This is a genomic window from Pseudobutyrivibrio sp. (assembly GCF_015057185.1).
Taxonomy (GTDB): Bacteria; Bacillota; Clostridia; order Lachnospirales; family Lachnospiraceae; genus Pseudobutyrivibrio.
This window is the reverse complement of sequence record NZ_SVEV01000005.1, coordinates 1-24,846: the sequence shown is the minus strand read 5'-3', so window position 1 is coordinate 24,846 and position 24,846 is coordinate 1. Positions and strand designations below refer to the sequence as shown.

Here is a 24,846-nt window from a genome sequence, read left to right as displayed (position 1 = left end):
GAGATATATGGATTTCGCTATAAATCTGATATTGTTATTCTTCATATTTTCTTTTGTGGGATGGTGTATTGAAATTACTCTGAAATATCGTCAGTTTGGTCGTTTTATAAATCGAGGCTTTCTGATTGGACCATGGCTTCCAATATATGGTTCAGGAGCTGCACTGATAACTCTCACGGTGGCAGGGCTCACACCAGTGGAGAAAGGCATAGGAACAACCTTTGCTATATCCATGATTGTATGTGGATTGATTGAGTACCTGGCCAGCTATTTTATGGAGAAAAGATTCCATGCCAGATGGTGGGACTATAGTCAAAAGCCAATGAATTTAAATGGCAGAGTGTGGATTGGAAACTTGGTATTGTTTGGAATAGGTGGTGTGGCAATTATACATATTGTTAATCCACTTTTATATGTTTTTTTTGAAAATCTAAGTATCGTAAGCAGGGAAATTATTGCCAGTTGTCTTTCGGTTATTTTTGTTGCTGACTATAGTGTCTCTCATTTTGTATTAAAGCTTGTGAAAATCGGAGTTGAATCCAGTGACGCTGATAACACAGAAGCTATAAGCAAGGATGTCAAATTATTATTGAGCAACAAATCTATTTTTTATCGAAGATTTGCCAATGCATATCCTGACGTAATCTATCGTACTGAAAAGGTTAAAGCCCGAATGGAAGAAATCCGTTTGGAAACAGAGAATTTGCGCATAGAGGCTGAAAAACGTCTAGACGAGCTGAACCAACAGTATGAAAAGAATAAGGCTGAGTTGGGTGCAAGCATAAAAGCTGGAAAAGTGCAGCTAATGGAGACATTAGAGCCAACAAGCTTTATAAAAAGCAATTTGATAGAGAAACAAAATCAGCTTATTGATTTGCTATATGATGAAAACACAGCGCCAGCTCCAGCAAAAGAGCTGATGTTAGAAATCGAGCATGAGCGTTTGCGGCTTGAAAAACGCAGTTGGTAGAAGGATATTTTAGTGTGATTATGGCTAAAACTGTTATATTGAAAATCAATCTAAGAATGATGAAATTATCAAAGAAGTAAATAGCGAAAATAACATAATAATCACAAGTTTCTACTATCTAAAAATGCAAAGAAGATGGTGCAGGAGATGGTGGCAAAAGTGAAATAAGAAAAAATTGGCCAGCGCAAAGCTGGCTTTTTTTATTTAAAATATAAGGATGCAGACGCATTTTTCGAGGAGCAAATTTATATGTAAATATTGATTAAAATATTAACTAATATTATAATATAAATATAATATAGGAGGTGTCTTATGAGTGTAGCATTTGCAGAGTTTACCGAGCAATTAGTTCCAATATCAGATTTTAGTCAAGGGAAAGCGGGAAAGATTTTTTCTGATGTGGCACTTAATAATAAAGAGTATATTGTACTGAAAAATAATCAACCAACTGCAGTGGTAATTTCAGTTGAAGAATATCGTAGAACACAAAGCAGAATAGATGCATTGGAGAGATATTTCTCCATTTTTGAAGAGTATTATCTTAAAAAGCTTGCTGACGAAAGAAAAAACAGTAAAACTACTCCATTTGAAGATTTTATTAAAGACGAAGGATTCTCCATGGAAGATATAGAGAAAATAATGGATGATGTGGAGTTTGAGTAGTGGCTTGGAGTATTAGAATATGTGACGAGGCTAAGAAAGATTTTAGGAAAAAGCCGGAGAAGCAATTTGAAGGAGTATGTTTATGAAAACATTAATTATTAGCGGACAAAACCATAAAGGATCCACGTATCATATTGCACGCGAGCTGGCAGATAAAATTGGTGGAGAAACAAAAGAGTTTTTCTTACCTAAAGATTTTGGTGAGTTTTGTATTGGTTGCACCGGATGTTTTATGAAAGGTGAAGAATATTGCCCGCATTATGAGAAATTAAATCCAATTACAAAAGCAATGGATGAAGCAGATGTAATCATTTTAAACAGTCCGGTTTATGTATTTCATGTGACAGGCGCCATGAAGGCCTTTTTGGATCACTTAGGATATCGCTGGATGATTCATCGGCCAAGAAGAAATATGTTTCATAAGCAGGGGGTATGCATCAGCACTGCAGCAGGTGCAGGCACGAAATCTACCAACAAAGACATGGCACATAGCTTTTTTAATTGGGGAGTACCAAAGACTTATAAGTACGGTATTGCAGTTGCAGCCACTAATTGGGAGATGGTCTCAGAAAAAAAGAAAAAGGCTATTGATAAGAAGACAACAAAGATGGCAAATCAGATTAGACGACGTTGCGGTCGTGTAAAACCAAATCTTTTTACTAGAGGATTTTTCCTGGTTTGTCGTGCCATTCAAAAAACTGGTTTTAACTCAAATGATAAAAAATATTGGGAAGAAACTGGTTGGATGGACAAAAAACGACCATGGTAATTCTATAGTCAGGCACTTTCTTTTTTAGAGCCAACAAGCTTTATAAAAAGCAATTTGATAGAGAAACAAAATCAGCTTATTGATTTGCTATATGATGAGAATACAGCGCCGGCTCCGGCTAAAGAGCTGATGTTAGAAATCGAGCATGAGCGTTTGCGGCTTGAAAAACGCAGTTGGTAGAAGGATTTACATTGTATCATTGAAAATGCGCAGCAATCTGCAATAACAACTGTAAATACTGTGTTGGTTCTTCGAAACTGGCTTCTTGGTATGCGTATTTCAACTGAAAACATGAGTGGGACTAGAGCTGAACGATATGGTGAGCATATTATTTCTGAATTATCGGAAGAATTAACTCGTAAATATGGAAAAGGTTTTGATAAGCGTTCACTTTATCGTTATGTACAATTTTATCAAACATATCCTGAGATTGTGGGGACAGTAACCCCACAATCTAGTGAATATGCAACAATAGATAAGAATAGAAAAATTCTTACATGGTCTCACTATGAGCGATTGTTGTTGGCAGGTAACGGAAAAACCTGATATTTTCCAGACATAGGTGCTGGAGGTTGGCATGCAACGAAAAAATCAACCAATAAATGGGAATGTACATTGCTACGGCATATACATTCCCATTTTTATACATATGTATTTGATGGTGAAAAGCATGAAGTAACAGATTTACTTGGAGCAGCAGCATTACCAACCAGCATTTTTGATTTCTAAGCCGTGATTTTATGATCATGGCTTTTTTATGAGTTCTTTAATATATTGTTCTTTAAAAGTGTAATAATAAAGAACGATATGTACACAAACGTTCTTTAATATGTTAAATTTAAGAACGATATGAAAGGCGGTGATGGTTATGGATTATTCATTTGAATCGCTAAAAATGATTATAGAGTCAAATGACGGTATTGCTTCAGCAAAACAATTGGCTGACAAGGGAGTCTCAAGACTAGTTTTATATCAATACTTGATAAGCGGACTGATTGCGAAAGAATCTCATGGAAACTATGTGATAGCTGATAATCAACCAGATGAGTATCGTACGATACAGAATCGCTCCCCTAAGATGATTTATTCACATGGAACAGCTTTGTTTTTGCATGGTTTATCAGACCGTGTTCCTCATGAATTAGATATCACAGTTCCTCAGGGTGATAATGTTTCTCGTATCAAAAGGGACTATGAAAATACGAGGTTTCATTATTGCAAAAAGGAGTTGTGGGATTTAGGAATTGTTGATGCTGTAACCCCACAAGGATACGAAGTAAAGATATATGATTTGGAGCGATGTATCTGCGACTTAATTCGTGATAAAAAAACTGTTGATACTCAGATATATACACAGGCAATGAAGGAATATTTCTCAACCAAGTGTAATCCTAGAAAGATAGTTAAGTATGCAAGACAATTTAATATTGAATCAAAGGTTAGGACATACATGGAGGTTTTGTAAATGAGTAGCTACAAGGAATATAAAGAAAAAGCTCTGAAAAATCCTGAGATTAAAGCAGAATATGATGCATTAGAAGCAGAATATGATATTATTCAGGCTATGATTGATGCCAAAAGCAAACAACATATTACACAAAATAATTAGCTGTATATTATTTCGATGGTGATTCATTATCAAAATGATATAAGTTTTGATTTGAAAAAGCTTGAGAGTGAAACGAAAAAAGAACTTTAAATAGCAACAAGATACACCTAGTTATAACAATCTGTTCTGAATAATCAGGGCATTTTTTAATGAAAAAAATGTGTATAATGAAGAAAAATAGCCCATCAAAAATGGTGTGGAGATGGTGTAGTTAGCTCTCTACACCATCGAGAATGCTGATTTTACGGGCTTTGCGAGCAAAAAAATTGTCGTTGCCCGTGTTATTACGTATATCAGAATACTCCTTATGAGTGGAATAAGATTATAGAAAACAAAATATTGAAATTATAGTTTTTATGATGTTATCATATTAACAATAAGAAGCAGTGATGCTTCTGGGCTGGTCGGAAGACCCGGGTCCACCAAAAAGCGGGTAAGACACCCGCTATTTTTACCTAATAAAGCCAGTTTTTTTGTGAAATATATGTATTGTTTTTTAGGTTGGACCGATATAATATATAATTAAGAAAGGCGTATGCCTTGGTGGGTTGACACCTAAAATCTGATACTTTTTCCAGACATAGGTGCTGGAGGTTGGCAGGCAACGGAAAAACCTGATATTTTCCAGACATAGGTGCTGGAGGTTGGCAGACAACGGAAAAATCAACCACTAAATGGGAATGTAATTGCTGCGGCGATTGCATTCCCATTTTAAATGTTAGAGGAAGAATGTGTTATGGATAAGAAAAAAGTAATATCAATTATTACAAGGGCAGCAAAGCTTTATCATGAGAATCTTGAGGATCAAAAGGTTCTATTTGTTTACGGAACTCCTTCTGAAATAAAACCGCAAATTGATAATGGTAAAGAGACAATTGAAGGACTTGATTTATATGAGGTCGTTTTTTATAGATCTAATTTTCTACACCTGACTGGTCTTAAGTTAAATAGAAGAAAAATAACTTCAGCAATTAATTTTTATTCAAAATGTCTTGATGGAAGATTATCAGAAGACGATTTTATAATGGCTAAAGATGGTTCGTCAGTTCAGAAATTGGAAGTTCTTGAAAACATGATGAATATAAAGAAGACGGCATCAATGATTGGTGATTTTAGCGATTTTGGATTGAAATTGTATTCAGAAAAAATAGCTGGAAATACATTTGCTTGTATGGGCTTTGTTGAAGATTCGTATACAAATTTAAATGTTCCTAATACCCTACTTAAGAAGGATATTCGCGATGTTTCATCTAAACCTCAGAAGAAAATTTACGCTATATTAAGTAAAGCATTCGCGGAAGAGAAATATACTATTATTGAAAAATGTGATAGTAGTTTAGTTCTTTCAAAAATAGTGGCGTTAAAAGACTATATGTAGTATAAATAGTACCACCGTGTGATTTGAATTATCAGTCATTTTGGCGGTGGTAACTCGGGAGTAAATGAAATTATACCACCGAGAGAAGCCTGTATTTATGCAGGTTTGGAGATGTAGAGTCCACCGTTACTACGCGTACCAGAACACCCCTTATGAGTGGAATAAGATTAGCGAGAAGTAAGCAGTCTCTTTAACAAAAAGAGAATTCTTGATACAATACGCATACAAATAAGAGATATTTGAGGTGGTAAATTTCGTTGCAACCACACACCCTATGGGTCAAAAGAGATGCTACAGAGGCGACGGTAGCCAAATATCTTTTAGAACGCAGAGGACTCTGAGAAATCAGGGTCCTTTTGATATTTATAAGTGGACTACTAGGCCAGTACACTGGGGACGCTCAGATGATAAATATGAAAATGAGTTCAAATCACGTCACTCCGATTTAAAAGGTGGTACATATGACAAATCTTGAAATGGAATTTTTTGAGGAATTCAAATCAGTAGACAACATTTGTAAAGATATATTTCAGTCGCAACAAGGTGTGACTGAATATATTAATCAGATGGAAGAAAACGATTTTAGAGGTTCTAGAAGTGTTCCTAATTGGAATGAAAAGTACAGAATGTTAAAGCATCTAAGATGGCTCAGAAATCAAATAGCACATGATAGTGGTGCGCCAGAATTGATAGAAAGAGATTTATTAGAACTTCAAAACTTTCACAAGCAATTATTGAAGCAAAATGATCCTCTTGCAATTATCTCTAAGGCTATGAGAGAGTCGAGGAAGAATCCACCAAAGATGAGAGTAGAATATAGTAGTTTTGATGATTACGAAGAAGATGAAAGTGTAAATCCATTAACAATTGCATTTATTATTACTATTGCTGCTTTATTAGGATTTGTTTTTTGGAAACTATTATTATAATACTTTAGTACTCTTAGGCTATAAGCCCACTCATGCATGAAAGCATGGGTGGGCTTTTTTGCTGTCCAATAAACCGCCCTATGAAATGATATTCTAGAATCAGAAAAAGAAGTCGAGAGGTTTTTGATTATGATTCCAGTTAAAAACGAAAAAGAATTAAATATGGAGTTAGCTAAGGAAGCTCTAAAAACTTTGTCAGGTAATATTACTATCGCTTTGTGGGGACAGGATTTAGTAGATGGAAAGATAGTGCTTTATTCAGGAAGAATTAAAGATTTAAAAATGGATAGACAAATAAAAGAGAGGTTAGTAACTGCAGGACTAATATTTTTTAACTATAGATCTCCAGAATATTTAAAGGCATCCATGGTCAAATGGGATCCGGAACTAAATGCAATATATTTGCAAGTAGAGGCATTTCCTAGAATTTGGAAGTTTCTTAAGTCTAGTGTTAGAAACGGGATGAATCTTAAGAAACAAGCAGGTCTAGAATGCCCAATTAATAAGCCAGAAGATATTATTGACCTCTCGTTGTTAGATAACAATGCACGTAAAGCATTTATCCAAAATGATAAGGTCGCTTATAAATCTAAAGAACTTAGTAAAGAAGAAAAGAGGCTAATTGGAAATAAGCAAAGATTACTTGATGATAGAAAAAATAAATATTTTTATTCTGATGAAGAGGAAATCTACCATGATAAGGATTGCGCAATGGTTAAGAAGATTCCAATAGCGTCATTTAAAGCAAGCCCTATTAGACCTTCGGGAAAAAGCCCATGTCCTTCGTGTGTCAGAAGAATGCTAATTAGAGAGGCATGTTTTCCTCATACAAAGCAGATTAGACCCATTACAGCAATGCTAAAAACAGGCTGGATTTCAAACAAGCAGCTGGAGCATCTAGTAGTTGATGATAAGATAAAGCTTTTTACTGAAGGTCCAGGGGAGTTAAAGGTGGTTGGAAAGGAAGATTCTTGGATCATCACCGGATTTGATGAAGGTATGTATAACCTTTATCACAACAACTACGTAAAAGTATCAGCTACTGAGAGATATATCACTGACGGATATCATAATCAGGGAGTAAAGAGCAATCGTTTACATTACTTATTTGACTATATCAATGATTATTCATATGTAGGACATGTTTCATTTGTTAATGAACAAAAGAAAGACAAAGAGTTTATCAAAAGATATGGTCGCTTAGGAAAGACTATTGTAGGAATTAAAAATGCAGTTAAATCGTATTTCAAAAGAAAAAGATTTAGTAAGAATCAGTTACATTTAGTTAGGTAGGTGAGGATTAAGATTAGGGGTTACAAATGAATTATACTGAACTAGGCTTTAGGCCATTTTATAAGAACTTTAGCATATTGCTTAACAATGACAACATAATGGATATTGTAGCTGATTTAGATGTGGACGAAGTGTTTGATGGTGTTCTTGTCTATGGTTATGTAGACCACGAGGTGGGATTTACCTTTGAGATTCTTTCGATAGCACAGCAAGAAGATGAAGGCAGTATGTTAAGAGAAGCCATTGTAGCATTCAATGATGATAAGACAGAGAGTCACTTTATTGATGTGCTAGAACTGCTGAAGGATAGCCTCGTATGGCTGTGAGTTTACAAATTTTTGGATGGATTTTCAGCCTAGGAAGTGATGTGAAGATAACTGGGCCAAGTGATGTGGTTGATAAGGTAAAAGATAGTGCGAAGGGATTTTTGGAGAATTATAATTAGTCATTTAATTCATTAGGTGGAAAGTGAAAAATGAAGATGTTATAATAAATTGATAGAAAGTGTGACTAAGCATTATAAATCAAATAGTTCGAGGTATATTTTATGTGCAGTGCGATGGTTAATATACCAGATGAAGTTTTGTATGACACAAAAATGTCAAAAACTGAAGCTAATGATTTTGCTAAAAAAGCTGTAGCTTTAATGATGTATAAAAAAAATAAAGTCTCTATAGGTTATTGTGCTAAAATAGCTGAAATGAATAAGGAAGACTTTATAAAATTTCTAGGAGATAATGGAGTAAGCATTTTTTCATTTGAATCTGAAGATGAATTCTTGAAGGAAATGAATAATGCGTAGAGTAATATGAAGTTTAATATGTAGAGCAAGAATGCATCTAATCATTTCGATTAGGTGCATTTTTTATTATAAATAAGCAAAAATGCAGTAAAATAGCGGTTTCGAGCTGTCCAATAAACCGCGGATAGATTTGATAATCTTATAATCAGTAAAAAATATGTCTCTTTAGAATTGGCAAGGAGGTAATTGATGTTTATGAAAAGACTTATATTTTGGATACAGAAAAAGAAGCGCATTGAAAAGAGAAGCTGTAGCCAGTGTTGCCTGGACTGCCCTTATTTCAATGAATGTTTGAAGGATGGAGAGTTTTAAATATTTAAATAAAAAAGGAAAGTGAGAAATGTATGGACCAGATGAGTTTATTTGATTTTGCTCCAGAAGAGATGGAAGCAGCTGAGGATGGAAAATTAAAAATAGTTAAGGCCGAATTTAAAGAGGTGGTCACCCAAGATTGGAGTGAACTGTTCGACGGATTTGATGAATTGTATGGCATTACATTTTCTTCAGGAATACAGTTTATGGAAAAGGTGCTGGATAAGTTCGAGTATGCAGAGATGATTTTTGGCTGCGAGGATATTTTAAGTAGCGATATGGCAGCTATTATTTCTATGCAAATGAAAACAGTTGAACTACTAGTAAAAAGTAAGATTGCCAAAAGATTAGCAGAGAGAATAGAGGAGGAATCACTTGATATTAGAGTGTCTAGAGATACCATGTCTCACGAGAAAATATTTATTCTTAAAGCAAAAGATGGATGCACAAGAGTAATTACAGGTTCTGCGAATCTGTCTGCATCAGCTTTTTTAAATAGGCAGCGAGAGGATATAGTGTGCTTTGATGACAAAGAGGCATTTGAATATTACATGGATAGATTTGAATCGTTTAGAGATATATGTTCCGACGAGGTAAGTAAAAAAGTCATCGCTGCTGTATTGGCTGATGAAGATTATGTACGTGAAAACATTGATGAAGTCCCAATAGTTAGGACAGTGGAAAAGAAGCAAATGGTTATTCTCGAGCCGTCTGCTCCGGTAGAAGAAATAGAAATTGTTGCAGATATACAAGGATTGGAAGCAGAAATAAAGCCATTACTTCCAAAACAAAAAGAAGACAATGGAAAAGTATTAATTACTGGGGACCAAACTAGGGGGTTCAAAAGAAAATATAAAGAACAAGTGCAGAAAAATGTAACAAAGAAGAAAATGTTACCAAAGCTGCATATTGATTATGAATTAAAAAAGCTATTGTTTAATGGTAAAGAATTAAATCTTAATCCTAGCGCTGATGACATAAAGAAAGATATAGATGCATTGACAAGTTATATAAATAGTCTTTCTGATTTTTATGGGGAAACAGAGCTTGCCAAGCAAAACTATTTTAAGTTTTTAAATTGGTTTTTCTGTAGTCCTTACATGCCTTATTTGAGATATATAGGCAATAAATATAACTATCCAACAACATCATTCCCTGTGTTTGGAATTTTATATGGTGATTCGAATGGTGGGAAGACGACTTTTACAAAGCTACTTTCAAAGATGCTTTGCGGCCAAAGGATTCCTGTGAATTCTAACAGTGATTTTACGGCGACAAATATAAGTGATTTAAAATGCTCTTGCGAGGGATTACCAATAATAATTGATGATTTATCAAAGAATCAGTATGACTCTCATTATGAGAAGGTTTTTAAGGATGATACATGGGGGCTTAGAGAGCATTTCATTAATTATCCATCAATCGTTATTTCTACAAATAAATTGGCTGCACTAAAGCCAGATATTTCTAAGCGCGTAGTTACCTGTAGAATAGATATTCAAATAGAAAAAGAGGCAGGTGCCTATAATGCGAAAAAGATTAATGAGTCTCTTAGACAAATAACCAATGCATTTTACTGTGAGTATGCTAGGAGAATGTTTGTGGTCATAGATGAAATGGTTGCAACTATGACAGAGGATGATGAGAACTATTTCCCAGATATTTTCCAAGAGTCATCAAAGGTTATTTCAGAAATAATTGATGAATATGGTGAGCAAACTCCGGATTATGTTTCTGAATTAAAGTATGCTGATTACTTTGGTGATATGGCCATTGGTAGAGGGGCTATAGATAAAATCAAAACTGCATGGAATACCGAACCGCAGCAATTCAAAATTGACGAAAAGAAAAACCAATTGACATATTCTTATCCTGAGGGCGGAAGGTTTTATGAGCTGTCATATATCCATCAAGAATTACCACCAAGTTTAGAAGCGAAGTTGTCACCTAGAAGTATCGTAATGAAGCTTGATGTGGCTAGAGATGTTTTTGCTGAAAGCTTTAAGAAAAGTATTTTTGATAAGTTTAGGGCATAGTGACAATCAGCGAAAATTAGTATGAGAAGAGCTCGAAAAAATCCCTTACTATGATATACTAAATACAGTATGTTAAGGAGAGGATTCTTGTGTATAAGGGGGCGTAAGAACTAGAAGATATGAGCAGAAATATAGCGAGTCCAATTATAAGACAAATTAAAGATAATAAAGATGCATTGGATTTTTTTGAGAGCGTTTCTCTTCAGGATGAAGATTCTAAAACACAGGATATCATAATGAATTATCCTACGGTTTACATACATAATTGGAAAGAGTCAGGTGACTTTGAAGTATATGTTGGTGAATCTAATGATGTTTTTAAAAGAACCCGTCAGCATTATGATGCTTCCATAGATAAAGGCTCATGGCAGCGTAAGTTATTAGAGAAAGACGCACGTCTTTTTATCATAGGTCATGAGCATTTTAATAAATCTCTTACGCTAGATGTTGAGAACAGATTAATCCATTATTTGATGAGTGTAGATCGCGTAAAGCATGTACATAATCAAAGGGGGAATCCTCAAAATAGTTATTATCCGATTGAAGAGTTGGATGATATTTTTCGCAAGATATGGCGTGGACTACGCAAAGAAAACAAGGACCTCTTTCCAACAGAGAGTTCTATAAAGGATTCTGCTATATACAAGGCATCTCCTTTACACAAGCTGACTAAAGAACAGGAAAGCGCAAGAGCGTCAATTATTCAAAAGGTGAGACGAGCTCTTGATAATCATGAAACAAAGCAGCTGATTTTTATTGAAGGTGAGGCTGGTACAGGAAAAACAGTTTTAAATAGTAGTACATTCTACGAATTATATTGTCAGGCGGAAGAAGACAAAAAAACGATAGATTGTCATTTGCTTGTAAATCATGATGAGCAGATTGTCGTTTATGAGCAGATTGCCGAAAAACTAGGTTTAACCGAAAAGTATGGAAAGGTTGTAAACAAACCTACCACATTTATTAATAACCATACGGAAGATAATCCTGTAGATGTTGCCTTTATAGATGAGGCGCATTTGTTGCTAACCCAGGGTAAACAATCATATCGTGGTAAAAATCAGTTAAAGGATATCATTGATAGAGCTAGAGTAACTGTTGTTATGTTTGATGAAAATCAGATTCTTACCACCGAGCAATTCTGGGAAGCGCAAATATTGGATGAATATCGCAATCAGGCTAAAGCAGCTGAAAACTATATTGTTTTGGACAAACAACTAAGAATGCACGCTGATCCTGAGACTATCGACTGGATAGATTCATTTACAAAGAATTGCGAATTAAAAAAGATTCCTAAGAAATCATGTGATTATACGATTAAAATTTTTGACTCGCCAGATTTGTTAGATAAGGAAATAAAGAAGAGAGCTAAGGAAAGCGACTCTTCATTATCTCGTGTTATTGCAACTTATGATTGGGAGTATAGTGCAAAAAATCGACCAGAAGATCGTTTGATGAAATATTGGGAAGTACTTATTGATGGATGGCACAAACCATGGAACAGAGAATTAGAATCAAAACTTGATCGTAAGCAAAAAAGAGCTATAAATGGGTTGGCTTGGGCGGAACAGCCTCAGACAATTGATGAAGTAGGTTCTACATTTACGATTCAAGGATTTGATTTGAATTATGCTGGTGTTATATTAGGGCCTTCTGTTAAGTACCGAGATGGAAAGATAGTATTTGATCCATCAGCTAGTCATAATGATAAAGCAGTACGAAACAGAACATTGTCAGACGGAACAAGAAGGAAGTTTGGAGAGACGCTAATTCAACATGAGGTGAGAGTTCTGATGACCAGAGGTGTGAATGGCATGTATATTTACGCATGTGATCCAGAACTTAGAAAAGAATTAATCAAAGCATCAAAATAGAGGGAAGAATAATGAGACAAGAAACTATCGACAGAATTAGAAAATTTACAGAGGACCGTGACTGGGACCAGTTCCATGCACCAGTGCACTTGGCTAAGTCTATTGTCATTGAAGCTGCTGAATTGCTTGAATGCTTTCAGTGGGATGATGAGAATTATGACGTGGAGCATGTGAAGGAAGAGCTTGCAGATGTAATGGTATACTGCCAGAATCTCGCAGATAAATTAGGCGTTGATCCAGATGAGATTATCAATAAAAAGATGGACCAGAATGAGGCTAAGTATCCAGTGGAGAAAGCTAAGGGTAGTAGCGCAAAATATAACGAATTATAGAGGTTAGTAGTTTAATGAATATCGTAAATACGTTATCTTATTACGACGATAAGGCGAAAGAATTTTGTGAGAATACCATTAATGCAGATGTATCACCACAGAGAGATAGGTTTTTAGGATATTTACCAAAAGATGCAAGCATATTGGATTTTGGCTGTGGGTCAGGTAGAGACACTAAGGCATTCTCGGACTTAGGTTATGAGGTTGAAGCGATTGATGGTTCGTTAGAATTATGCAAGGTAGCTTCTGAATACACAGGGATTAAAGTTAAGAACATGCTTTTTCAAGAGCTAGATGATGTTGATAGATTCGATGGTATTTGGGCATGTTCTTCAATTTTGCATCTTTCAAAAGTGGAATTAAAGCCTGTGTTGAAAAAAATGGTTGTCGCCCTAAAAAAGGGTGGGGTTATCTATACATCATTTAAATACAGTGATTTTGAAGGTGAGAGAAATGGGAGATATTTCTCTGACTTTACCGAGGAGTCATTTAAAGAATACATAGCAGATTGTCCAGAAATCACTATTATAGATTCTTGGATTACAAGTGATGTAAGGCCAGGACGAGGAGAAGAAAAATGGTTGAACCTAATTATGAAAAAGTAGGTGAAAACACACAGGGGGAAATAATTGAATCAATAGACATAGATTATCAACCGCTTGCTATGACTGGCGATGATAACAAAGCAGTACAGCTATATGCTAAGCTTATTGAGAGTTTTTGCAATGCAAAGCAAGTTGATATAATCGTGTCATTTTTGATGGAATCCGGTGTTAAAATGCTTCTGGCACAATTAGAGAAGTCGATTAATGCTGGTACGAAAATACGAATTCTTACTGGTAATTATCTTGGGATTACCCAGCCTTCAGCTCTATATATGATCAAGCGCGAGTTAGGAGATAGAGTAGAATTGAGATTTTACAATGACTCGAGCAGATCATTTCATCCTAAGGCTTATATATTTCATTATGCTTCACATGGTGAAATATTTATTGGTTCTTCAAATATTTCAAGAAGTGCGTTGACATCCGGAATTGAATGGAATTACAGATTTAGCACTATTTCAGACGAAAAAAACTTTAATAAATTCTGCGAGACCTTTGAGGATTTATACCAAAATCATTCAATTGAGGTGACCGGTGATATTCTTCGAGAGTATTCAAAAAATTGGCACAAGCCTGCAGCTGCCAAAGATTTAGAACGATATGATGAATCTGAATTAGATAAAGATTCAAATGTTAGAATGCTCTATGAGCCAAGGGGTGCTCAGATTGAGGCACTTTGTGCACTTGAGAATACCAGGTCTGAAGGCGCAACTAAGGCTTTGGTTCAAGCTGCTACTGGTGTTGGTAAAACATACTTAGCAGCATTTGATTCTAAAGAATATAAGCATGTTTTGTTTGTTGCACATAGAGAAGAGATTCTAAAACAGGCAGCAGTTTCATTTCGTAATGTACGAAACTCTGATGACTATGGATTTTTTAATGGAGACGAGAAATGTACTCATAAATCAGTGATATTTGCTTCAGTAGCTACACTTGGAAATGAGAGATATTTGAATGATGAGTATTTTACAGCAGACTATTTTGATTACATTGTAGTTGATGAGTTTCATCATGCGGTAAATGATCAATATAAGAGAATAGTAGATTACTTTAAACCTAAATTTATGTTAGGTCTTACCGCTACTCCTGAGAGAATGGATGGACGAAGCATATATGAACTATGCGATTATAATGTTCCGTATGAAATCTCTCTATTCGAGGCTATTAATAAAGGAATGTTGGTTCCTTTTCATTACTATGGTATTTACGATGATACAGATTATTCAACGCTGCATGTTGTTAGAGGCCGTTATGATGAAAAGGAATTGAATGAGACATACATTGGTAACGTTCATCGTCATGATTTGATTTACAAATATTATCGTAAATACGAATCGAACCGCGCGTTGGGATTTTGCTGCTCAAGAGAACATGCTGAGGAAATGGCAAAGGAATTCTGTCTTCGTGGAATACCGGCAGTTGCTGTGTATAGTAATGCTAATGGTGAATACTCTGAGGCAAGAGATGTTGCAATAGCAAAGCTAAAGGCTAGGGAAATCAAAGTAATATTTGCAGTTGATATGTTTAACGAAGGCGTTGATATTACCTCTTTAGATATGGTCATGTTTTTGCGACCAACTGAGTCTCCAATTGTTTTCTTACAGCAATTGGGGCGAGGATTAAGAAAATCTAAAGGCAAAGATTACTTGAATGTACTAGATTTTATCGGTAATTATGAGAAGGCTGGAAAGGTAAGATTTTTTCTAAGTGGAAAGCATTCACATACTTACGATAAGAATTCAGGTCGTCCATCCCAAAGGGATATTCCTGATGATTGCTTGATTGATTTTGATATGCGTCTTATTGACTTATTTAACGAGATGGACCGTAAGCAAAAGAAGCTCAAGGATTTGATTAATGAGGAATACTATAGAGTTAAAGAAATCTTAGGACATAGACCATCTCGTTTGGAATTATTTACAGAGATGGATGATGAAATATATCAGCTTACAATGAAGAATTCGAAGGCTAATATCTTTAAAGGATATTTGGATTATTTAGAGGAGATAGGAGAACTTGATGATGAAGAAAAGGACTTTTGTAAAGGTCTAGGTAAAGATTTCATTTCTCTTATTGAAACTACAAACATGACCAAGGTATATAAGATGCCAGTTCTGATGGCTCTTTATAACAAGGGAGATGTATTGATGCATGTCAACGACAGCCAGCTTCTTTCTAGTTGGAAAGAATTTTTTAATACTGGTAGGAATTGGCGTGATTTAGACCCAGATAGTACTTATGAGAAGTATAAGGTTATATCTGATGCTGAGCATATAAAGAAGATTCATACTATGCCAGTTAATTTTCTGATTAAGTCGGGCAAGGGATTCTTTGTGAGTACTGACGATTCACCAATTTCACTGTGTGATGAAATGAAAACGCTGCAAGGAAATAGGATACTGGCTGAGCAGATGAGGGATGTAATTGAGTATAGGACTATGGATTATTATAGGCGAAGGCTGGCTGGAGATGTTGAATGAGAAGGAATTAATCAAGTAGGAGATATACTTGAGCTTGTAGACATAATACGATAGAGGAAGAAATATGATTAATAATTATTATAAACTAAAAAGTATCATTGAAGAGATTGATCAGCTTATTCTGAAAAATGTATCAAGTTCTTCTCCAGAATTTCAAGCGTGGAGAACAAAAGTGGAAAGGTTTTTGATTAAGACATATGGTGATGAAAGTTATGAGGTTTGTGAATTTAAAAAAATGAGTTTTTCTTTGAGCATTTGTACATTTAATACTCCACATAGTGAATTTGTTGTGGCGTGCAAGAGAGATTTAGAACGTGCCAAAGCTGTTCTGACAACATATTTAGAAGAATTAGAAGAAGTTGCGCCCAACGAAATTGATGACGTCAAAGATAATAATAAATCTACTGAGCCAATTATTCTACTTAGTCATAGATCATCAGATAAAAAATACGGAGATGCTATAGAAAAGCTTCTTGTCGGTATTGGGATTAAAAATGACCAATTAATATACTCATCACACCCTTTGCATAAGATTCCTCTTGATAAGAACATATATGAGTATTTGAGAGAGTCCTTTGGCAGAAAAATATTTGTTATTGTTTTATGGTCAAACGAATATTTAGATAGTCCAGCATGTTTAAATGAAATGGGGGCTATGTGGGTGACACAATCTGATTATACAAATGTTTATGTACCATCTTTTGATTTCACAAACCCTAAATATTACCAATGTGCAGTAGACAAAAATAAGATGGGAGCAATTCTTGATGGAAGCGACAATTGTAAAGCAAGCATTGTTGAACTGAAGAAAAAAATCGAAGAGCTTTTTTGCCTGAGTGTTGATGAATCTCAGTGGATATACACTTTAGATCAATTTATGAAAGATATATCTGGTTAACTTAAAAGAAAGTATGTGCTTGAATATGTTAATCACACTCAAAAATCTTTGTGAACGATTCACTTCGTTATGATATAAAAAAGGATAGTTTCAGATGTACTATTTGTGGCCGTTCAGCTGCAGATGGTATAAGGCTTCATGTAGATCATACCATGCCGGTGGAAAAAGGGGATTTAATAATGGCTAGAAGATATAGAAAAAATCAAGCTAATGGAATAGGTGGACTAATAATATTACTGATCGGATTTATTGGAGTAGTTGTTGATGCTGTAGTTAATTTTATATCTGAAAACCGAGAAGCATTTATTATTGGTGGAATAATTATTATGCTAATAGTAATTATTACGCTTGTTGCGAATGGAATAATTAAACGGCAAAGACGAATATTACTTAATGATATATTGGAATATTTACATTTAGAGGATATAGATAATCTTTTACCCGATTATGATGATAGGATAATTGTTAAGAGTCGACAGACCTTAAATAATTACGATGATATAAAGTATTTAAAAGAATATGAGTGCTTCGATGATGTTTGGAATATATCCGATACGAGAAAAAGAGTAAGGAGAAGTATAGAGACATTTTTAGCGGAAAATGATTTTCAGATCAGGCATCAGTATGCCTATATTGCCTCTATATTGAATGATTATCTAGTACTAGCTGATGGATATCGAGTACTAGTTGTTTATATTACATCAGCAGGAAATAATAAAGGTCAAAGATTAATACATTTGACTTCAAGAAGGATAGATGAGATTGATGCGCATCCTGAATACCTTATGACAAAGGGAGAATATAATAAGCTTCTTAAGCAACAAGCTAAGGAAGAATTGGATGCAAAAAAACGTGATTTCTATAATCATGTAAATTCTATTATAGATTATGCAAATATGTCCAAAGATAACTTGATTGTAAAGTCTAAATCTAAATCATTGGATGATCTCGTTCAGAAACTTTTTGATCGTACTGTAAATAGTATTCAAAAAGTAAAGCAAATTGATAGTTCAGAATGGGATATGTTGGAGAATTTTATTATTAATACTGAAAATGATGTAAGAAAAATAGTTTTGGATGATAAGCGGATAAGTGACTATTATCAATCAGAGGATTTTGAACAAATCAAAGAAACTTGTAAGCTACTAACACAGTCACGAAAAGAATTTAATGAATATATAGATGAGAAAGCTAAGTCTATTTCAAAATTATTTGGAACACGTGTAGTGAGAAATGAGACTGAGCATGATGATGTATATAACTACATTAGAGCATATAAGAAAAGTATTACTCCGTTTACAGCAGAAGTATCGTCAGCTGTATTTGGAAGTGCTGAAAACAATCCTATAGGATATATAATTAAATATTTCTATCCGGATAAAAGCCAATACAAAGAGCAAATACAGAAGTTGAAGGTTCTTATAGAGGAACTGGAGACTTTAAAGGAAGCTAAGATAATAATTGATAATTACAAAAAGGAATACAATCAATATATACAAAATGTTCCTGATTATGTTTTAGATAATGATGAAGATGGGTTCTATTCAAGACTTGGTTTGGCTGTGATTGATGAAGCAATTCTAAACGTTGAGTATAGATTTACCTATACCAGCGATGGAGGAATGGCACAGCGTTCATTTACGGTTCCTATGAATGAAGAAAATATAATTGAGTTAATAAATAGTTTGGAGAGCAAGCTGTCTATGGAGGCACTAGCCAAAGAACAGAGAGCTATGATGACAAGTAAGCTAAGAATGCAAATAAAAGAACGTGATAATTATACTTGCTGCCAATGTGGAAATTCAGTTTATGCCGAACCTAATCTGTTACTTGAAGTGGATCATATTGTTCCTATTGCTAGAGGTGGTTTAACACGGGTGGATAATTTGCAAACATTATGCTGGAAGTGTAATCGTAGTAAAGGGGCTAAAATTGGATTATAAGATTGGTACTGAGAAATGGAGTATAAAAAAGTACCGATACTGAAATGTTTTATTGTAATAAGAACGGGCCGATCACATTGGTGCCCTGAACCTATTACGCAGGAAAAGGATTCGTTGTTGAGGTTGAAAACGGTATAGGATTATGTAATGAACTAATGGCTATAATTGAGAATCCAATTCTACCTGAGCAGATGAAGGATGTAATCGAGTATAAGACTATGGATTACTATGGTAATAGGTTAAAATTAGAGGAGAGCTAATAACTGAAATAGGGAGTATATAAATGTCAAACATTGAAGAACTTAAGAGAGGCCTTACAACGGCATACATTAATGGTTCTGTCGCATCTGAAATCAAATATAGGCCTCAGTTTGTTTCTAATAATTATAAAGAAGGTAAGAAAGTTCTCTCATCTATTGAAGATGAGCTTTTGCAATGTGATAAATTCCAAATCAGTGTAGCTTTCATTACTATGGGTGGAATTACACCATTACTCCAGACGTTGCAAGAACTTGAACGAAAAGGTGTGCCAGGAGAGATCCTTACTACTAACTATTTAAATTTTAGTGACCCTAAAGCTCTTAAAAAACTCAATGAATTAAAGAATATTAAGCTAAAGATGTATGACGTGGAGGCGGCCGAAGAAGGTTTCCACACTAAGGGCTACATTTTCAAAAAGGATGAAATATATAGAATAATTATAGGCAGTTCAAATATTACTAGCGCCGCCCTTACACATAATAAAGAGTGGAATACAAAGATTGTTTCTACTTCAGAGGGCGAAGAAGCTGTTGAGATTCTTAATGAGTATTATGATTTATGGAATTCTAAGTATGCACTGGAATTTGATGAGTTTTATGAAAATTATAAAACAAAATACGAAATCATAAAGAAGCAAAGAGATGCAGCAAGACAAGATGATACTATTGAGTTTGAAAAGTATAATCTGCAACCAAATAGTATGCAGGTCGGATTTATTAATAATCTTAAAAAGATAGTAGATGCTGGAGAAAGCAGGGCTTTACTAATTTCTGCTACTGGTACTGGAAAAACCTATGCTTCTGCATTTGCTATGCGTGAACTTGGATATAAGAGAGTTCTATTTTTGGTTCATAGAGGTCAACTTGCTAGACAAACTAAGAAATCCTATGAGCGTGTGTTTGACAAAAAGATTAGTATGGGTTTAGTAGGTGCTGGAAATGATGAATATGATAAAGACTATATCTTTGCTACTGTTCAGACTTTGAGTCGTGATGAACATCTTTGCAAGTTTGCTCCTGAACATTTCGATTGCATTGTTTTGGATGAGGCGCACCATGTTCCTGCTGACACTTATCAGAAAATAATGAATCATTTCAAGCCTAAGCTTTGGCTAGGAATGACTGCTACTCCTGATAAAAGAGATGACAATATCGAGGGCAGAAATGTCTATGAGATATTCAATCATCAAATTGCATATGAAATAAGATTACAGCAAGCTATGGAAGAAGATTTGTTATGTCCATTCCATTATTTTGGAATAAATGATCTCTCTATAGATTCTATTGAAGATACTGATAGAATTGACTTTTCTATGCTTACTTCTGATGAAAGAGTAAAGCATATTATTGAGCAAGCGACTTATTATGGATTTAGTGGAGAGCGAGTAAAGGGTCTTATTTTTTGTAGTAGTATAAAAGAATCTGAGGCTTTATCAGAAAAGTTCAATCAAACTATTAATCCTGGGACAGGAAAGCAATATAGAACAATAGCTTTGAATGGTAGTGCGGATGAAACTCAAAGAGCAGAGGCCTTTGAAAGATTAGCCATGGATGAAACTGAAGATGGTCTACAGCCTTTAGATTATATTTTTTCAGTTGAAATTCTTAATGAAGGTGTTGATATTGTTGAGGTCAATCAAGTAATAATGCTTCGTCCTACGCAGTCACCAATTGTATTTATTCAGCAATTAGGTAGAGGTTTAAGAAAAGCTGATGGAAAAGAGTATGTTGTTATTCTCGATTTTATTGGAAATTACAATAACAACTTTATGATTCCGATTGCACTTTCAGGTGATAGGACTTATAACAAAGATAATATCAGACGTTACATTCTTGAAGGGGTACGTGTTATCCCAGGCGCTTCAACAGTACATTTTGATGAAATTAGTAGAAAGAAAATTTTTTCATCTATTGATAATGCTAATTTCAGTGACCTCAAGCTTATTAGAGAAAACTATACTAACTTAAAGAATAAGCTAGGTAGAATACCAAAGCTTACAGATTTTGATGAGCATGGTGAGATGGACGTACTTCGTATATTCGATAATAAAAGTTTGGGATCTTATTATAAATTTTTGGTTAAATACGAGAAAGATTATAAAATACGTTTATCGGAAGAAGAGGAAAAAATTGTTGAATTTATATCTGTAAAATTGGCTAACGGAAAACGTATTCAAGAACTACAGCTTTTAAATAGAATACTGGCATACTCAAGAGGTTTTTCTAAGATAGGGCTGTTTGCAGCCTTGTCTCAAGATCTTAAAAATGATTACGATAAAACCTTGAATAGTAATCAGGTGGAAAACATAGTTAATATTATGACTAATCAATTTCCAGCAGGTTCAAATAAGAAGACATATTCAACATGCATATTTATAGAGAAGAATAATCAAGATTATGTGCCTACAAAGACATTCCTAAAAATGCTTGAAAATGATGATTTCTACAATATAATTCTAGAATTGATTGATTTTGGTATTGGACGTTTTAAACAGAATTATTGCAATTCGTATAAGAAAACAGATTTGGTTCTATATCAAAAGTATACTTATGAAGATGTCTGTAGACTCTTAAACTGGGAGTCGAATGAAGTTCCTTTGAATATTGGTGGTTATAAATACGATAAGAAAACAAAGACATTCCCCGTATTTATAAACTATGAAAAAGCAGATGATATAAGTGATACGACTAAATATGAAGATCATTTTAATAGTAATCAATCGCTAATAGCTATATCGAAATCAGGTAGAAGCTTATCATCTGAAGACGTTCAAAATTTCTTGAAATGTGAAGAAAGAGGCATTCAAGTAGAACTCTTTGTAAGGAAAAACAAAGATGATAAAGTCTCAAAAGAGTTTTATTATCTTGGACATATGAAGCCTACAGGTCAGGCCAAGGAATTTGTAATGGCAAATACTGAGAAGACAGCAGTAGAAATTGAATGGCGTTTGGACGAACCTGTACGTGAAGATATTTATGAATATTTGCTTAATGCATAAATGGAAATGGAGAGAAATATCATGAAGACAGTTAAAGTAGTCGCAGCAGTTATCTGTGATTCAATCAAAGAAAAGAATAAGATTTTTGCAACTGCAAGAGGTTATGGCGATCTTAAAGGTGGTTGGGAATTTCCTGGCGGAAAAGTCGAAGAAGGAGAAACTTCACAGGAGGCTCTTGTAAGGGAAATCCAAGAGGAATTAGATACTCTTATTGAGGTAGGGCCTTACATCGATACTATTGAGTATGACTATCCGACATTCCATCTTTCAATGGACTGTTTTTATTGTGAAGTGAAAGAAGGTCATTTAGAGTTAAAGGAAGCTGAGGCTGCAAAGTGGTTAACGAAGGATAATATTGATGATGTTGCATGGCTGCCAGCGGATGTTACGTTGATTGATAAGATTAAAGCGGATATGAATTGATTATTTGGAATTAATAATTATCCTGATAAAGATGTCTGACCCAACTACGAAAATATTACGATGGTAATAGAATTGTAATGGGGGCAGGCACTGTCTTCTTAGTAGACTTGAAGTTGGAGGTATGACATAAAATGGTTTTTCTGATAATTGTTGCGTGTGTGGTTGCAGTGGTCATACTTATGAAAAATAGTAATGACAAGGCTGAAGCAGCTCAATTTGGTAGATTGCTAGATGAGCAAAGAAACAAGGCAATTAATACCTCGGAAGAAAGCCAGGTGACATCTGAGAGTACTTTTAATTATAAAGAGCCTGTAGCTGCACAAAGAGTAAAAACAGTTACGTATTATGACCCATGGCAGCAGCACGCAAGGATAATTGTAGATAGTTTTAGAATTATTAATGAGACAACAAATCCTGATACTTTCTTCTATAGATGTAGTTTGGTAGCTGACGAGGCGCAGCATATATGTGATGTGCCAGATATAATCTATGATGGAATGACTGCTAAGGAGCTTTATGATTGGTATTACGACAAAGAGGCGCAGACATCGTTCCAAGAAGAATTTATAGATAGACTCTTCGAAGCTGGAAGAGAAGATAGATTAGCATATCAGTTTTTCGAGGTTGGTAATAGATTGACTGATGAAGCATTAGAATACTATTTACAAGAATTGGATGGAAAGAAATTTCACTTTTGTAAAGTGCAATTTGATATAAATGGAAGAAAATCATATACATATATTACTAAAAATAGAGATACACAACTATATGATACAGTCACTGTCAAAACCGGAAATCACAATTATCCTGAAACAAAGGTCGTTCAAGTAATGGATGTATTTGATGCACCTTTGACAGAAATACCTTTTTCTTTGCGAGATTTAAGATGTGTTGACTCGACTTTACGCAATATCAAGTGCCCTAACTGTGGAGCTAGTATTCAAATTGATGTTGGAACCAAGAAAGGTAAGTGCGCTTATTGTAGAACTGATTTTTCGTTGGTGTAAAAGTATATGTGTAAAAATGAATGTAGATGGACTTTATATAAGTCGTTAGCCGGAAAGGTTTAAATTAAATATTATGACGATACAGAGAAATGATGAGTTTAAGTTTAAAGGTCAAATATACAGTTTAATTGTTACGCCTGACGAATTGACGATTAATCTATCTCAATATGGATTTACCCCTAAATGGGCAACTACAGATTGTTTTAAAGGATACTATTTTAGATATGCCGTTAATAATAGTCATATATAGTTGGATCAACTATATATACATACTAAATAGGTACTTGCCATCCATTATGGCAATTACCCCTATCGGCGAAGCCGATTACAATCCTTCCTTACTCGCGACAGCGAGTGGTCTGTGGAGCTCGGGCAGACCTGGCCCTGGAAGGGTCTGCTAGGAATGGTACAATAATAAAAATTAGGATGAATAATATTTTATGAACATACAAATCTTCGGCACTAAGAAGTGCAACGATACAAAGAAGGCTGAGCGTTTTTTCAAAGAGCGCGGTATCAAGTATCAGTTTATCGATATGAAGGAAAAAGGCATGAGTAAGGGTGAACTTACATCAGTTGCTGCTGCTAATGGTGGTATCACAAATATGGTTAACGTAAATGCGAAGGACCAGGATGCTGTTTTATTGTTTCAGCATATTGCAGATGAGGACAAGTTGGAGAAGCTTCTTGAGTCACAGCAGATTATTAAGACTCCTGTTGTGAGAAATGGAAAGCAATCTACACTTGGCTATCAGCCTGATGTGTGGAAGAAGTGGGAGTAATATGGCAGAAGAGACTTTTGACATCGTAGATGAGAAGTTTAATACAAATAAATAAGAACTTGTGTTCGTCGAAAATATGTTCTACAATGTATATACATAGAAATTAATGTAAAATCAAAGGAGAACATTATGTGTGAGGCAACATCTAGCACAAATAGGAGGTGACCCAGGTGTTATTAACAGAATATGATGAGGAATTACACATAAATAATGAAAAGGACATCTCATACAATAAAGGATTAGAGCAGGGGCGTAATGAGCAACTTGTAGAATCTATAAAGAATCTAATGACGAACTTGGGACTTTCTGCAGAGGATGCAATGAAGAGCCTTGGTATAGAGCAAGCAAATTTTGACAAATACTTAAAAATGATGTGAAAAAGGATGAAAAAACTTCTGTTGTTTTGTAAGCGCTTAGTAATCCACCGTCGTGACTGACAGCGGTACTTTTGAAATAATAATAACAACTAAACATATGGAGCA

23 protein-coding genes are annotated in these 24,846 nt (G+C 34.7%); all 23 read left to right on the top strand.

What is annotated here, in order from left to right; all coding sequences use genetic code 11:
• Window positions 1-7 precede the first annotated feature (7 nt).
• A complete protein-coding gene (locus E7276_RS03275) occupies window positions 8-970 on the top strand; it encodes a putative ABC transporter permease (RefSeq protein WP_294213689.1) in 963 nt (320 codons plus the stop codon).
• Window positions 971-1,282: 312 nt separating this feature from the next.
• Complete coding sequence (locus E7276_RS03270) at window positions 1,283-1,633, top strand: type II toxin-antitoxin system Phd/YefM family antitoxin (RefSeq protein WP_294213686.1); 351 nt, start codon at window positions 1,283-1,285, stop codon at window positions 1,631-1,633.
• 82 nt (window positions 1,634-1,715) lie between these two features.
• Window positions 1,716-2,402, top strand: a complete 687-nt coding sequence (locus E7276_RS03265; RefSeq protein ID WP_294213685.1) for a flavodoxin family protein — start codon at window positions 1,716-1,718, stop codon at window positions 2,400-2,402.
• Between the two features lie 195 nt (window positions 2,403-2,597).
• On the top strand, window positions 2,598-2,948 hold the full coding sequence (locus E7276_RS03260; RefSeq protein WP_330598916.1) for a DUF1016 N-terminal domain-containing protein: 351 nt from the start codon (window positions 2,598-2,600) through the stop codon (window positions 2,946-2,948).
• A 322-nt stretch (window positions 2,949-3,270) separates the two neighbouring features.
• Window positions 3,271-3,867: a type IV toxin-antitoxin system AbiEi family antitoxin domain-containing protein gene (locus E7276_RS03255; protein ID WP_294213682.1), complete on the top strand. Its 597-nt coding sequence runs from the start codon at window positions 3,271-3,273 to the stop codon at window positions 3,865-3,867.
• Complete coding sequence (locus E7276_RS03250; RefSeq protein WP_294213680.1) at window positions 3,868-4,011, top strand: hypothetical protein; 144 nt, start codon at window positions 3,868-3,870, stop codon at window positions 4,009-4,011.
• A 736-nt stretch (window positions 4,012-4,747) separates the two neighbouring features.
• Complete coding sequence (locus tag E7276_RS03245; protein ID WP_294213677.1) at window positions 4,748-5,389, top strand: PBECR4 domain-containing protein; 642 nt, start codon at window positions 4,748-4,750, stop codon at window positions 5,387-5,389.
• Window positions 5,390-5,850: 461 nt separating this feature from the next.
• Window positions 5,851-6,318, top strand: coding sequence for a DUF6548 family protein (locus E7276_RS03240; RefSeq protein ID WP_294213674.1), 468 nt, complete (start codon window positions 5,851-5,853; stop codon window positions 6,316-6,318).
• A 129-nt stretch (window positions 6,319-6,447) separates the two neighbouring features.
• Window positions 6,448-7,611, top strand: coding sequence for a hypothetical protein (locus tag E7276_RS03235; protein WP_294213671.1), 1,164 nt, complete (start codon window positions 6,448-6,450; stop codon window positions 7,609-7,611).
• Between the two features lie 26 nt (window positions 7,612-7,637).
• Window positions 7,638-7,937, top strand: coding sequence for a hypothetical protein (locus E7276_RS03230; protein ID WP_294213668.1), 300 nt, complete (start codon window positions 7,638-7,640; stop codon window positions 7,935-7,937).
• Between the two features lie 221 nt (window positions 7,938-8,158).
• Window positions 8,159-8,413: a UPF0175 family protein gene (locus E7276_RS03225; RefSeq protein WP_294213666.1), complete on the top strand. Its 255-nt coding sequence runs from the start codon at window positions 8,159-8,161 to the stop codon at window positions 8,411-8,413.
• A gap of 344 nt (window positions 8,414-8,757) precedes the next feature.
• Window positions 8,758-10,761 (top strand): phospholipase D-like domain-containing protein, encoded by a 2,004-nt coding sequence (locus E7276_RS03220; RefSeq protein ID WP_294213663.1) that lies wholly within the window; start codon window positions 8,758-8,760, stop codon window positions 10,759-10,761.
• Between the two features lie 119 nt (window positions 10,762-10,880).
• Window positions 10,881-12,635, top strand: a complete 1,755-nt coding sequence (locus tag E7276_RS03215; RefSeq protein ID WP_294213661.1) for a DUF2075 domain-containing protein — start codon at window positions 10,881-10,883, stop codon at window positions 12,633-12,635.
• Between the two features lie 11 nt (window positions 12,636-12,646).
• Complete coding sequence (locus tag E7276_RS03210) at window positions 12,647-12,967, top strand: nucleotide pyrophosphohydrolase (RefSeq protein WP_294213659.1); 321 nt, start codon at window positions 12,647-12,649, stop codon at window positions 12,965-12,967.
• A 14-nt stretch (window positions 12,968-12,981) separates the two neighbouring features.
• The gene (locus tag E7276_RS03205) at window positions 12,982-13,572 is read left to right on the top strand and encodes a class I SAM-dependent methyltransferase (RefSeq protein ID WP_294213657.1); all 591 of its coding nucleotides are present in this window, start codon (window positions 12,982-12,984) and stop codon (window positions 13,570-13,572) included.
• Between the two features lie 59 nt (window positions 13,573-13,631).
• The gene (locus tag E7276_RS03200; RefSeq protein ID WP_442960439.1) at window positions 13,632-16,052 is read left to right on the top strand and encodes a DEAD/DEAH box helicase family protein; all 2,421 of its coding nucleotides are present in this window, start codon (window positions 13,632-13,634) and stop codon (window positions 16,050-16,052) included.
• Window positions 16,053-16,116: 64 nt separating this feature from the next.
• On the top strand, window positions 16,117-16,950 hold the full coding sequence (locus E7276_RS03195) for a hypothetical protein (protein ID WP_294213651.1): 834 nt from the start codon (window positions 16,117-16,119) through the stop codon (window positions 16,948-16,950).
• Window positions 16,951-17,129: 179 nt separating this feature from the next.
• Window positions 17,130-18,893 (top strand): HNH endonuclease, encoded by a 1,764-nt coding sequence (locus E7276_RS03190; protein WP_294213648.1) that lies wholly within the window; start codon window positions 17,130-17,132, stop codon window positions 18,891-18,893.
• A 283-nt stretch (window positions 18,894-19,176) separates the two neighbouring features.
• The gene (locus E7276_RS03185) at window positions 19,177-22,152 is read left to right on the top strand and encodes a DUF3427 domain-containing protein (protein ID WP_294213646.1); all 2,976 of its coding nucleotides are present in this window, start codon (window positions 19,177-19,179) and stop codon (window positions 22,150-22,152) included.
• Between the two features lie 21 nt (window positions 22,153-22,173).
• Window positions 22,174-22,575: a (deoxy)nucleoside triphosphate pyrophosphohydrolase gene (locus tag E7276_RS03180; RefSeq protein ID WP_294213644.1), complete on the top strand. Its 402-nt coding sequence runs from the start codon at window positions 22,174-22,176 to the stop codon at window positions 22,573-22,575.
• Window positions 22,576-22,706: 131 nt separating this feature from the next.
• Window positions 22,707-23,582, top strand: a complete 876-nt coding sequence (locus tag E7276_RS03175; RefSeq protein ID WP_294213641.1) for a hypothetical protein — start codon at window positions 22,707-22,709, stop codon at window positions 23,580-23,582.
• A gap of 440 nt (window positions 23,583-24,022) precedes the next feature.
• The gene (locus E7276_RS03170) at window positions 24,023-24,364 is read left to right on the top strand and encodes an arsenate reductase family protein (RefSeq protein ID WP_294213639.1); all 342 of its coding nucleotides are present in this window, start codon (window positions 24,023-24,025) and stop codon (window positions 24,362-24,364) included.
• Window positions 24,365-24,534: 170 nt separating this feature from the next.
• Entirely contained in the window at window positions 24,535-24,741 is a 207-nt protein-coding gene (locus E7276_RS03165) for a hypothetical protein (protein ID WP_294213637.1), read from the top strand.
• Window positions 24,742-24,846 lie beyond the last annotated feature (105 nt).

Excerpts from the sequence above, each read along its gene's own strand:
- E7276_RS03190 (WP_294213648.1), top strand. The coding sequence starts at position 17,130 with ATGGCTAGAAGATATAGAAAAAATCAAGCTAATGGAATAGGTGGACTA.
- E7276_RS03275 (WP_294213689.1), top strand. The coding sequence starts at position 8 with ATGGATTTCGCTATAAATCTGATATTGTTATTCTTCATATTTTCTTTT.
- E7276_RS03210 (WP_294213659.1), top strand. The coding sequence starts at position 12,647 with ATGAGACAAGAAACTATCGACAGAATTAGAAAATTTACAGAGGACCGT.
- E7276_RS03230 (WP_294213668.1), top strand. The coding sequence starts at position 7,638 with ATGAATTATACTGAACTAGGCTTTAGGCCATTTTATAAGAACTTTAGC.
- E7276_RS03235 (WP_294213671.1), top strand. The coding sequence starts at position 6,448 with ATGATTCCAGTTAAAAACGAAAAAGAATTAAATATGGAGTTAGCTAAG.
- E7276_RS03240 (WP_294213674.1), top strand. The coding sequence starts at position 5,851 with ATGACAAATCTTGAAATGGAATTTTTTGAGGAATTCAAATCAGTAGAC.
- E7276_RS03255 (WP_294213682.1), top strand. The coding sequence starts at position 3,271 with ATGGATTATTCATTTGAATCGCTAAAAATGATTATAGAGTCAAATGAC.
- E7276_RS03245 (WP_294213677.1), top strand. The coding sequence starts at position 4,748 with ATGGATAAGAAAAAAGTAATATCAATTATTACAAGGGCAGCAAAGCTT.
- E7276_RS03220 (WP_294213663.1), top strand. The coding sequence starts at position 8,758 with ATGGACCAGATGAGTTTATTTGATTTTGCTCCAGAAGAGATGGAAGCA.
- E7276_RS03200 (WP_442960439.1), top strand. The coding sequence starts at position 13,632 with ATGACTGGCGATGATAACAAAGCAGTACAGCTATATGCTAAGCTTATT.
- E7276_RS03175 (WP_294213641.1), top strand. The coding sequence starts at position 22,707 with ATGGTTTTTCTGATAATTGTTGCGTGTGTGGTTGCAGTGGTCATACTT.
- E7276_RS03270 (WP_294213686.1), top strand. The coding sequence starts at position 1,283 with ATGAGTGTAGCATTTGCAGAGTTTACCGAGCAATTAGTTCCAATATCA.
- E7276_RS03185 (WP_294213646.1), top strand. The coding sequence starts at position 19,177 with ATGTCAAACATTGAAGAACTTAAGAGAGGCCTTACAACGGCATACATT.
- E7276_RS03180 (WP_294213644.1), top strand. The coding sequence starts at position 22,174 with ATGAAGACAGTTAAAGTAGTCGCAGCAGTTATCTGTGATTCAATCAAA.
- E7276_RS03170 (WP_294213639.1), top strand. The coding sequence starts at position 24,023 with ATGAACATACAAATCTTCGGCACTAAGAAGTGCAACGATACAAAGAAG.
- E7276_RS03195 (WP_294213651.1), top strand. The coding sequence starts at position 16,117 with ATGATTAATAATTATTATAAACTAAAAAGTATCATTGAAGAGATTGAT.
- E7276_RS03205 (WP_294213657.1), top strand. The coding sequence starts at position 12,982 with ATGAATATCGTAAATACGTTATCTTATTACGACGATAAGGCGAAAGAA.
- E7276_RS03250 (WP_294213680.1), top strand. The coding sequence starts at position 3,868 with ATGAGTAGCTACAAGGAATATAAAGAAAAAGCTCTGAAAAATCCTGAG.
- E7276_RS03215 (WP_294213661.1), top strand. The coding sequence starts at position 10,881 with ATGAGCAGAAATATAGCGAGTCCAATTATAAGACAAATTAAAGATAAT.
- E7276_RS03225 (WP_294213666.1), top strand. The coding sequence starts at position 8,159 with ATGTGCAGTGCGATGGTTAATATACCAGATGAAGTTTTGTATGACACA.
- E7276_RS03265 (WP_294213685.1), top strand. The coding sequence starts at position 1,716 with ATGAAAACATTAATTATTAGCGGACAAAACCATAAAGGATCCACGTAT.